This window comes from Photorhabdus viridis, assembly GCF_040256935.1.
Classification (GTDB): Bacteria; Pseudomonadota; Gammaproteobacteria; order Enterobacterales; family Enterobacteriaceae; genus Photorhabdus; species Photorhabdus viridis.
Genome location: NZ_JBEJZY010000050.1, coordinates 21,320 through 33,765 on the forward strand (window position 1 = coordinate 21,320; position 12,446 = coordinate 33,765).

Annotated in this window: 3 protein-coding genes; 2 read left to right on the forward strand and 1 reads right to left on the reverse strand. The window is 43.7% G+C overall.

All coding sequences use genetic code 11. From position 1 onward, the window contains the following. Positions 1-111: 111 nt before the first annotated feature. Complete coding sequence (locus tag ABR397_RS18675; RefSeq protein WP_350307050.1) at positions 112-783, reverse strand: helix-turn-helix transcriptional regulator; 672 nt, start codon at positions 781-783, stop codon at positions 112-114. 862 nt (positions 784-1,645) lie between these two features. On the opposite strand from ABR397_RS18675, the gene rtxA reads away from it, so the two are divergent. After that, entirely contained in the window at positions 1,646-12,232 is a 10,587-nt protein-coding gene (rtxA, locus tag ABR397_RS18680; RefSeq protein ID WP_350307051.1) for an MARTX multifunctional-autoprocessing repeats-in-toxin holotoxin RtxA, read from the forward strand. A 107-nt stretch (positions 12,233-12,339) separates the two neighbouring features. Further along, positions 12,340-12,446, forward strand: a 107-nt coding sequence (locus ABR397_RS18685) for an Rpn family recombination-promoting nuclease/putative transposase (protein WP_350307052.1), incomplete at its 3' end; no start/stop codon positions are given.

Below are 12,446 nucleotides of genomic sequence, written 5' to 3' on the forward strand. Positions count from 1 at the left end.
TGAATGGTTTATTTATAATTGGCATGTATTGAAAGTTGCCCATTCTCCCTGCCACTAAATCAGGGAAAGCCGATTAAATGACAGGGTGTATAGGGGCGCAGGCATCATCTTTTATAGCAAAAAATGGCCTATAGCTTGAGAGTATTTGGGCGGAATATAGAGATCATAATTATTCTCTTTGCAAAATGACCTCAATTCAATCATTGATCCAATTGATAATTTATCATAGATGATTTTAAAATATTTTTCTAAGCTACGGCATGAAATCTTAATTTCATTGGCGATAAGCTTATTGCTGACGCCACGGCAGAATAAAAAAATTATTATCCACTCTTTCGCCGTCAATATATTATTAGGGGGGCTGAGTATAACAGAGTTAGATGAGTCATTTTTAATGTAATTGTATAGCGAAAAATGGGTTATGGTTTTAGTGTGACCAATTATCCCCATGCATTGATTATTTTCATCCATTAACGGGTATTTGTCACAAGAATAGGATTTAAGTTTTTGACCATTGTCCGGCAGATAAGTCCCAATAGATGATACTTTCTGCATAGACTGTAAAACCTTACGGTCATGTTCTTCAAAAAGGTGAGCAAAATTATTAAACAGTGTAGGTAATTCTTTATCAGTGTATCCTATAACATTAAAATTTTCAGGTAATTTGTTTACTTTAATAAACACTGGATTTGCATACATAAAACGGAATTCTTTATCTTTTACAAACCATGATTCATGACTTTTATCCCACATATTTGTTAACTGAGGGGTAATTTGACTCATATGTGACCTTAAAAAATATAAATAAAAAAATATTCCAGTAATGAACAAAGACAGTAATTCGTTCTATGGTGAGCTACCCAATCATCAGAAGTCATCGTATTGCTACGATTGTTACACTATTTTAGTACCGGATTAGATATGCCATTTTATTTAAGCTCCAGTTTTGTATAGGTTATTACCTTAAGATAATGAATTTGTTTCGAATGGAATGTGAGATATGTTATTTGTTTCATGTAATCGGTTTCATGAAGTGTGAAAATGTGACCGGTGCATCAATTTTCGATCTTGTTTTATCTACGATGCTCTTTTTTATCCGGACTAGCATAGCGTCTGACAGCCATATCCAGATGGAGGCTATAGTGTAAACCAGTTAATCCAACGCCGTTATCAGTATAACCTATTTTGGTTAGTTGTTTTGTATTTATTGGTCGTATTTATTTAGATAAGACTGCTGGATGTGTTCTGTTATTTTCTTGCGATAGATGTTTTATTCAAAATAAGTAAGTTAAATTCCCCTGTATTCTTGATATAAAAATGTTAATAATTTGGTTTTATTAATTTGATTTATGAAAAAATTATTTAATAATTTAAATTAAAACAGTTTGTTACGTTTAGTTCTTGTTATAGTTTATTTTTATTGTCTTATTGCATTTTGAACATCAATGTGGGGATATGGGGCAATATATGGGGGGTAAACAGACTTTCTTGTGTGTAAATATTGATTTTGAGTTTTTGCTCTATATTATTTTATTCCACTTATTCATTTAACCGTATTTATAGATATATAAGCTCATTATGTCTCTGAGCTTAATGTTTTTGTTATCTTTGTGAATAGATTTCTAACTAAATTAAAGGATTGTTTATGGGGAAATCATCAAACCGCAGTACAGAATATTTCTTTACCGGAAAATATCAAGATGATGATGATGGTAATAATATTGTCGCTATTGGGGTAGGGGGAGTGATTCAGGCAGAAGGAGGAGATGATCATATTACTGTTGGTTCTCTAGGAGCAACAATCTATGCCAGTTCTGGCGATAAGGCCGTAGATGGCGGCGCCGGATATTTAAAAATAGTGAGTATTGACGGTGATCTGAATGTACATGGCGCCGCGGGTTACGTAAGTATTGATAAAAACGGCAATGGTCATATTTCATTTGCTGGCGCGGCGGGTGGTGTTTCTATGGATCACCGAGGAAGCAGTGGTAATCTCAATTTCTCCGGGGCCGCTGCTTATAACAACCTGAGTCGTAAAGGGCAATCCGGTGATGTAACGTTTAAAGGTGTCGGCGGTTATAACGAGTTATGGCATGAAACTAATCAGGGTAATTTAAACTTTACCGGAGCCGGTGCTGGCAACAAAATTGACCGTACTTGGTTTGACCATTATGAGGGAAGCCACGGTGATGTGAAATTCGCTGGCGGGGGGGCGGCAAATAGCATCAGCTCACGGGTTGAAAGCGGTAATATTGATTTCACAGGTGCAGGGATTGATAATCACATTATTCGTAAAGGGAGAGAAGGCAATATTATCTTGCATGGTGCAGGAGTATCAAACCGTATTGAACGCTTGCGAGAAAGTAAAGATAAATATGAACAGACTCGCGGTAATGTCGAATTAGAAGGCGCAGGTGGTTATAACAAAATTTATTCTAATATAGCTCATGGTAATATCAGTTTCTCCGGTCTCGGTGGTTACAATGAAATATCAAGAATAGGTGAAGATAGCGATTCATATGATAAGGCGTTGGAATACACCAACGCTAAAGAAATTGTATTAACAACGGCGAAGATGGGAGTTCAGAAATCCCAGCAAGTGACAGGCATTAAATCAACTACTGAGCCTAATACTTATCTCTTTGCGTTTGCTGATGAAATGTATACTAAGATCAGTAAAGTTCAGCTGAGAAATGATCCTGAAACCGGTAAACTGAGTTATTACGCCACTTCATGGCGTAAAAATGGTAATCAACTCAACAATCTTGCTACGGAAAATATCTCTTTAGAGAATGGATTTGATTATATAAGCAATGATAATGATTATCATCTTTTCAATTTAATCTTTGAACATTATCAACCCATTACTATTCAGCATACTGTTGAAGAGGATTTGCAGGAAAATCAATGGGTGACTTATGCCGGCGGAACCACCGCTAAAGCAGAAGATATCACGCTGATTGATGCAAAAATGCATGGGCATGCAATCCATTCTGATGGTTTGGTATTGGATGTTTCAGCGGTGAAATCGAATCGTCGATCAAATGCTTATGTCTATGCCAAATATGTCGAGTCATATACCAAAGTGGTCATGGTGGAGTTGAAAAATGATCCTAAAACCGGAGAGCTGAAATATTATGCCAGTGCGTGGTACAAAGCAGGCAACCATACCAGTAATTTGGCTAATGAAGATTTTTCACCTGCAAATGGTTATAGCTCGATGGAGGCGAAGGGATATTCACTAACTAGCCTTAAATATCAAGTCGATACCGTACTCCGTGTCTCTGAGCATTTAGAACATATTGCAGAAGATAGTCATCAGGAGTTGGTGAAATCGTCTGCAAATACCGGTGATAGCACCGGTGATGTTGATTTTAGCGGTATGGGGGGTGGAAACGTCATTAAATCCAGTGTGATACGTGGCAATGTTAATTTTGAGGGTGATGGGATTGCTAACGTCATTCTTCATAGTTCGAGATTCGGTAATACGCATTTTGAAGGCGCAGGTGCTGCCAACGTCATCGTGAAAAGTGGTAAAGAGGGCAACCTGTGGTTCCGGGGTATCGGCCTGGCGAATGTTCTCGTTCATCAAAACCAGCGTGGGGAAATGGATGTTAACGCCGGCGGTGCGGCCAATGTGCTGGTTCGAATCGGTGACGGGCAGTATCTGGCTCATCTTCTGGCGGTTGGTAATATCTCGATCCATCAAGGTCATGGTGACAGCCGGGTTATCATGTTGGGCGGGTACAACACCCATACTCAAATAGGTGATGGCAGCGCGAACTGGTTCGGGGCGGGCGGTTTTAACGTCATGACCCAGAAAGGTAAAGGAAAAGTCTCTTCGGTATTAGTGGGAGGGGCCAATGTACTGACCAAACTTGCAGCAGGTGATCTGGTTTCCGGAATGCTCGGTGGAGCCAACATTATCACGCATATTACGGGTGATAATGAAATATCAGATACCACAGCAATTGCGCTGGGCGGCGCCAATATCCTGACCAAAAAAGGGAGAGGTGATGCTGTTGCGGTAATGGGCGGTGGTGCGAATGTTCTTACTCACATTGGTAACGGTAGTACGAAGGGTGTGATGTTGGGGGGTGTCAATATCCTGACCAAAGTAGGCAACGGCGATACTACCGGCATTATGTTCGGTATTGGTAATGTGTTTACCCATATTGGTCACCATCAGACACTGGGTGTGATGGGAGCCGCAGGCAATATCTTCACTAAAGTTGGGGATGGAACCGCGATTGCGGCCATGATTGGCGCTGGCAACATTTTTACTCATGTTGGTCAAGGTGATGCCTGGGCGCTGATGGGAGGGGTGGGTAATGTCTTTACCAAAGTGGGGGATGGCAATGCGCTGGCGCTAATGGTAGCCGCCGGCAATGTGTTTACTGATGTTGGAAATGGGATGAGTGTTGCCCTGATGCTGGCCAAAGGCAATGTCGCCGCCAAAGTGGGTAATGGTATGACGCTGGCAGCAATGATAGGCGAGGCCAATGTGATGACCCATGTCGGTAATGGTCAAACATTTGCCGCTATGATCGGGCAAGCCAATATCTTGACGAAAGTGGGTAATGATTTGACTGTCGGCTTAATGGTGGGTAATGCCAATATCTACACCCATGATGGAGGTGGAACAAGTATTGGTTTGTTTGCCGGTGAGTTGAACGTGATGACCAGGAGCGGTGATGGTACAACGCTGGCGGCAATGTTTGGTCAAGCTAATATCATGACCCATGCTGGCGACGGTTTAACTGGGGTGCTGGCACTGGGTAAAGCCAATATTGTCACCAAAGTGGGTAAGGATTTTATGGGCGTTGTGGCTGCGGCTGAGGCTAATGTCGTCACTCATGTGGGAGCATCAACGACTGCTGCCGTGCTATTGGGTAAAGGCAATATTCTGACGAAAATGGGTAATGGTACTACGGTCGGCCTGCTTATTTCCGATGTGGGTAACATCATGACACACGTTGGAGATGGTACAACTGTTGGTTTCGCTACAGGTAAAGCCAATATTATTACCAAAGTGGGGAATGGCGCCGGTATTAACGCTGTCTGGGGTGAAGCCAACGTTCTGACTCAGGTCGGGAATGGCGAACGTTATAATTTCGCCAAAGGTAAAGCGAACATCATTACCAAAGTAGGCGGTATGCAAGAAGTCACCGTCGTTCAAGGCGATGCCAATATTATCACCCATGTTGGTGACGGTAATGATTACACGGGAGCCTGGGGCAAAGCTAATATCATTACTAAGGTAGGCGGCGGGAATAATGTGGTGCTTGCCAAAGCTGATGCCAATATTGTGACTCAAGTAGGTAACGGCGACAGTTTTAATGCTTTGTGGAGTCAAGGCAATATTGTCACTAAAGTCGGTGATGGCACACAGGTTACTGCGGCAAAGGGTAAAGCTAATATCACCACCACGGTGGGGAATGGTTTAAACGTGACTGCAACGCATGGCGACCTGAATGTGAATACCAAAGTGGGTGATGGCGTTTCAGTCAACACGGTGTGGGGTAAATATAACATTAATACCAAAGTCGGGAATGGTCTTAATGTTGCGATCATGAAAGGCAAAGGTAATGCCAATATTCATATTGGCGATGGTCTGGGGATCAATGTCTCCTATGCACGTAATAATGTGGCGATTAAGGTTGGTAATGGTGATTTCTACAGTCTTTCTATTGCGGAGAGCAACACACAAAGTAGTCATCTCTCTTCTCTGTTTAAGAATATTAAACAGACTGTGTTGAATGTGGAAGGTAGCCACGCGATTAATTATCTGATCCATGGCGATGAGGCGAGTACTTCTGGAATCAATAAAGGTAGAGGAGCGATTAATTTAACCGAAATTTCTGCCATTGATGGTTTCCAGATGGATAAAATTGATGAAGTGAGTTCGGATCTGGCTAACAACTTGAGTGGCGTAATAACCCCGGTGGAGACGCCTGATACTGAGGTTATCCAGAATGCCTTGCAAATTGGAGATAATGTTAATTCAGCTCAGAATAAGGCATCACCACAAGCTGATGCGGTTATCAGACATGTGAAGCAGGATAAAGCCGCGCAAAATGCGTTAAGCGATAAGGAAAAAGCTGAGATAAATCGTCAGCTCTTGGAACAAGAGAAAGATAAACAGCTTAAAACAATTTCAAAATCACAATTCCAACTAGAATCAACCAATCAAGATGCGTTGAATAACAATGGGCAAGTACAGCGTGATGCAATAAGTGAAGAGTCCAGGATAGTCACAAAAGAACTATTTTTCATGACTCAAGGCATGGATACGCTTAATAACTATGGGAATTATGATGGCAAATCAGGTGATGAGTGGCGTAATCGGTTTGCTATTGGGTATTTAGATAGTACCCAGAATAAATTAAATGATGCCAAGTTTATCGCACAGAAAAAATTAGTTGATGCACAGCAGCACTTTATTAATAAACGAGAAACAGTAAAAACCGCAATTAAAAAATCAGAAGCGGGTTTAGAGAAAAGCTTTGAGAATATAGATAGTGCAGACGAAGCTATTGTAGACGCTCAGAAAAAAGCAGAGCTGAGAAAAGAAGAGGCATTATTACAGAAACAACGGGCCGAGAAAGCGGCGAGCGACGCCAATACCGCGTATGAAAAAGCGAAACAGCGTGGTGAAAGTGATAGTACAGCAGCGACAAATAAAGCGGCTCAGGCGCAGGATAATGCAAAAGGCGCAAAACAGGCTGATGATGCTAAACCGGATCGTATCGGGGCGACGGGCAGTGGCTTGTCTGGAAAAGCGTATACGCCAATTGAGATGGAGGCGCCGAAAAGTCATATCGATCCTGCATCAAAAGCTGAAACTGGCGGTTGGAACAGTGAAGATCTGGCACTAACGGAAGAAGATTTGGCTGCTTTGAATAATGCGCAACAGGCAGTCAATCGGCTACGAATCAACCAGGGTATTCGTTCAAAAAATACCGGTGCTTCGATCATGTCAATGTTTACCGAAGCATCATCCGATGGCGCTGTGGAATCGACCTTAAATAAACCCAGAGAGTTAACCAGAAAAGCGCCGACGATTTCAGGTATTGATCTGCAAGGATTAGGGGGAAATAACCCTAAATCTCGTTCTTCTGTACTTAAAGAATTGGAACTTGTCTTACTGGATAAGGGGGACAAACGGTTTATTGATTCTACCAAAAGACGTCTTGGGTCGATAAATACCGATCTGCCTAGTAAAGCGCTGGCGGCCGTACGTGAGGCTTTTAATAGCACTGTCGAACGGCCCGATGAACAGCATGTATTGCAGCTTGAGAACGCGCTGGCTCATTGGCAACAGCATGATCCCAAGGAATTCGCTCAGCGTAGTAAGTTGGTGAAAAGTTTGCGTTTTGAGATGGGGGCGCTGGTTGCTTATCTTCAGGCTCAGAGAGCTGAATCAGCTGGGATTTTGGGGATCACTGTGGCGCCTGAGCAGGTGTCGCAGTTTGGTCAGCAAGTATCTTTTGATGGGTTCGGGCGTGTGGTGGGCCTGAAAGACGATATTGCGCAAAGCGAAATTAATCGTCTCACTGATTTACAAATTAAGCCATTAACCCAGACTAACTCTGTAGCAGAGCGGGATGCGCCTAAGACCGAAAGTGAGAGTCTTATCGTTTTCGTCAGCCGGTTGCAGCAGGCGGCTATCCCGGAAGGTCATTCTCTGATTGAACGAGCCAGAGAACTTTGGCTTACCGGACAAGTGACCCAAAAGGAAACCATCAAATTATTTAAGGATGCTGTCACCCAGTTGCAAACACATCTTGAACTGCACACGCTGGCTCAGCAACTATTGGCTGATGCCAACAAAGAGAAGGCCGCCGGACAATATATTGATAACCTGTTCGGCCGCCATTTTGATTCTGAACTGGCTTATGAACTGGTGAAAACAGCATCACCGGAGGCGAAAGATACTGCTGAACGGACAGGTAACTTCTTGGTACAGGAATTTGAACAGTGGATAAGTGGTTTTTATCCTGAGGGGGCTGAGCGCGACCAGAAAATTGCCCAAAAGATGCAATCTTTTGCCAAGGATATTGATAAGGATTTTCGTCCTTGGTTCAGCCGAGCGCCTGAGTTAACAGCGTTTCTGGACGAACCAACTTTTGCCAATTTCAAGATCATGATGACTAAAGTCGATGATGGTTTTTCTGTGATTAAGGTGCCGTTTCTAGCGGTAAAAATGGCGACCACTCGGGGGATGGGGATGGATAGCGCTGCCTGGAAGAGAGAAGGCGATATTTTCTACCAGGATGTGATCACTAAAGCCCGTTCAACTAGTACTGAACTCACTGCCGGAAATGATGTTACGTACAAAGTCGAAATAACTGGAAAGCAGACTAACGATTATGGTACAGCGCTGCCTTACCAGCCTGCGAATGGTAAGCATGATGACTTCTTATATGGCAGGAAAGTCGCTGCGGGGCGGATCCTGATCCCCGGACGGGAAACTGCGTTTGAGGGTAATGCGTTAGCACAAGGCCATTCTGTGGTGACAGGCGCGTCTGGCTCGACCAATATCATGGTTCATCTCAATAACTATATCGCCAGTAAGCAGCCTGACTTCCCGAAGGGTCAGAGTTATCTCAATACCCTGGCGTTTCTGGTATTTGATGGTGGTCATTCCGTCAACGAAAGTCTGGTGGTTTACAAAGCGTTACAGACAACTGGTGATGAGCGTAAGCAGGTACTGGACAGCTACACCGCCAATTATAAGGATCTGGCAGATATTGCCGGGGGATCGGGTAAGGCGTGGGTAAATCAGGCGCTGGATAACGCTTTTAAAGAAACTCAGGGGTTTTATCAGAAGTATGCTGTGGTAAAACCGCAAAACCGCCCTGCGCTGGAAGATTTAGAGGGGTTATCTGGTAAAAATAAAGGGACAGAGCCTGTTATTATCGACGATAGTCATCTGAACAAACCACTTGATGCCTGGCAAACGGTGGAAGTGATTCCACAGACTGATAACCGTGAAACTCGCTTTGATGGTCAGATCATTCTTCAGATGGAAGATGACCCGATAGCCGCCAGAGCAGCAGCTAATCTGGCGGGTAAACACCCGGATTCCAGCGTGATTATTCAACTTGACTCCAACGGTAAATATCGGGTTGCTTATGGCGATCTGTCTAAATTATCAAACAAATTACGCTGGCAGGTTGTTGGTCATGGCCGTGATGCGTCAGAGCAGAATAACATCCGTCTGAGTGGTTACAGTGCCGATAAATTGGCGACGAAATTAACGCAGTTTTATCAGAACGCCAAGCTGGGCGAAAAGGCTATCAGCAAACCCGATCACATCAGCCTGGTGGGTTGTTCACTGATTAGTGATGATAAGCGGAATGGTTTTGCTCGTCATTTTATTACTGAGTTGGATAAACAGGGTATCCGCAGTGATGTTTCCGCCCGTAGTAGCGAAGTCGCGGTTGACGCAACAGGCCGTAAATTTACCCGTGACGAAAATAACCAATGGGTTAACAACTTGCCTGATAACAAAATCGTCTTGAGTTGGAATGCAGAGAATAAACTGACAACTCATACAGAACAGGTTCGTCGTGGTATTGCTGAAAGCGATATCAACTTCGCTAAAGTAGGCTACACAGAGACTGATTCGGTTATCAAAGGGGCGATTGCGGATAACACTGAAGTTTTCATTGAGCCACAGAAGCGTAAAAAGGTTAACACCAGCGATAACTCGCATCGTCAGCTCAGTTACTCCGGTAATATCCAGGTAAATGTCGGTGACGGAGAGTTTACTGCACTGAATTGGGGTACATCGAACGTCGGTATTAAAGTGGGGACCGGTGGTTTTAAATCACTGGCTTTCGGTGACAACAATGTGATGGTTCACATTGGTCATGGCGATAGTCAACATAGCTTTGATATTGGCGGCTATCAGGCGCTTGAAGGGGCGCAGATGTTTATTGGCAACCGTAATATCAGCTTCAACCAAGGTCGTAGTAATGACTTGATTGTGATGATGGATAAGTCCATCCCAACGCCACCGTTGGTCAATCCATTTGATGGCGCTACCCGTGTTGCTGACGTATTGAAAGGTATTGCCCGTTCCGGTGAAAAGCAGGATTGGTTAGCGGAACAAGATCAGCAATGGACAATCGCCGGTGCGAAGAAGTTTGTGCGTGATATGTCTGGTTTAGACCAAACCAGCAGCGTGGATTACAAAACACTGCTTAATTTGGACTCTCAACATGAACGTAGCAGCCGTGGCTTGCAGTATGACGCCGAATCAGCACTGAACAAAAAATTCAATCAGTGGCTGGGTGAAAATGGCAATAATATTGAGATGGGCAAAATAAGCCGTGCAGACAAATTCCGTCAGGCCAATCAGCAGTTGGCTTTCAACTTTGCCGTTGGGGGGCGTGGTGCTGATATTCAGGTTACGACCGGTAACTGGAACTTTATGTTTGGTGACAACATCCAGTCAATTTTGGATACCAACCTGGGTTCCCTGTTTGGTTTGATGACTCAGCAATACTCGACAACGGGTATGGCAAAAACAACCTTCACTTATAATCCGGAGGACTTACCGCGTCAGCTTCAGAATAAGCTGCTTGGCCGATTGGCTAGTGTAAATGAAGATACTACCTTAGCGGATATCTTTGGTGTGGACTACACCGCAGATGGATATATTGTTTCCCGCACAGGCAAGCCTGTTGATGGCAAGGCTATTCTGAAAGAAATGCTGGCAGTGATAAGGGAATTTAGCGGTGATCAACTGAAAGCCTTCACCAACCCAGAGAAATTGCTGGATAGTTTGGAGGCTGGCATCAATATGGGAGAAAATGGCGTCAGGACATTTGTGGAAAGTCATGGCTTGAAAGAGAAAGCGCCTGATGAAAGTCAGGAACAAGGATCTGTGGTTAGCATCAACGGTGATAGCGCTCAAGCTAATAGCAAAGCAGAACGTGCATTTGGCTTTAATTCGCTGAATTTACCTAACCTGTTTGCAACGATGTTTAGCAAAGATAAGCAAGCAGAGATGAAATCATTAGTGACCAATTTGAAAGGGAATCTAACAGCAGATCTGCTCAATATGAGGCAAAAAACCTTTGATTTCCTGCGTAACAGTGGTCATCTGCAAGGAGATGGTGATATTCATGCGTCGTTGGGGAATTATAATTTCAACTGGGGTGGCGACGGTAAAGATCTCGGTGCTTATCTGGGTGATAACAACAATTTCTGGGGTGGCCGTGGTGATGATGTTTATTACTCATTAGGAACATCCAACATCTTTGCTGGTGGTGAAGGGAATGACATGGGCGTTCTGATGGGACGTGAAAACTGGATGTTTGGTGGCAATGGTGATGATACCGCCGTGGTGGCCGGACGCATTAACCAGGTTTTTATGGGCGAAGGTAATGATCAGGCGTTTGTCTTTGGTGAAGGTGGCTTTATTGATGCGGGTAACGGGCAGGATTATGTAATCACCTCCGGCAACTACAACCGGGTGGATGCCGGAGCCGGTCAGGACTATGCTGTGACCATCGGCAATAACAACCGGGTTGATTTAGGTGCAGGCAATGATTTTGCCAGAGTATTTGGTAATGACAACCGAATCGACGGTTATTCCGGCAATGATACGGTTAAACTGATGGGCTACCATGCGGTAATTAACGGTGGAGAAGGTGATGATCACCTGATAGCGGCGGCTATTTCGAAGTTCAGTCAGTTTGACGGCGGTGAAGGTCAGGATCTGCTGGTATTAGGCGGTTATCAGAACAGCTTCCAGGGTGGTGCGGGTGCAGACAGCTTTGTGGTCAGCACAGAGGTGATTGATAACCGGGTTAGCGATATTAGCGCAGAAGATATGATCTTGTTCAACGGCGTTGACTGGCAAAACCTGTGGTTCCAGCGCAGCGGATACGATTTGGTGCTGTCAGTGAATCGTCGTCCTGCTCAGGATAAAACAGCGCAGGGTATATTTGAATCGGTGGGGTCAGTCACCTTTCATGATTACTTTAATGGTCATCGTGCCAAATTAGTGACTCAAATGGGTAATAAAGATACATCAGGAGAGCGTGAATTTACTGTATTGTCAGATAATGCGGTTGATTCTTTGATTCAGGCCATGAGCAGTTTTGCCCCGACAGCGGGGGATAATGGTTTCATTGAGAATCTGGATAGTAAGGCGAAAGTCGCTATTGCAATGGCGTGGACAGATACCACCATCGGAAAGGGGAAGTTTGCTTGATTAACGCTTTATAATAAAAAAAGAAAAATAAGAAAGTTGTAATAAGAATAAAAGTGGCTCACAGAACAGGTGGGCCATTATAAAAGAAAGTATGTTACTATTTGCCGATGAAGAGAAAAAATACACCAACACCACATGATGCTGTTTTTAAACAGTTTTTAAGTCATATTGATACTGCCAGAGACTTTCTGGAGATACATTTGCCTGCTAAATT

What these genes read in the sequence shown, in the direction of transcription:
- rtxA (WP_350307051.1), top strand. Translation starts at nt 1,646, where the DNA reads ATGGGGAAATCATCAAACCGCAGTACAGAATATTTCTTTACCGGAAAA.
- ABR397_RS18675 (WP_350307050.1), bottom strand. Translation starts at nt 783, where the DNA reads ATGAGTCAAATTACCCCTCAGTTAACAAATATGTGGGATAAAAGTCAT.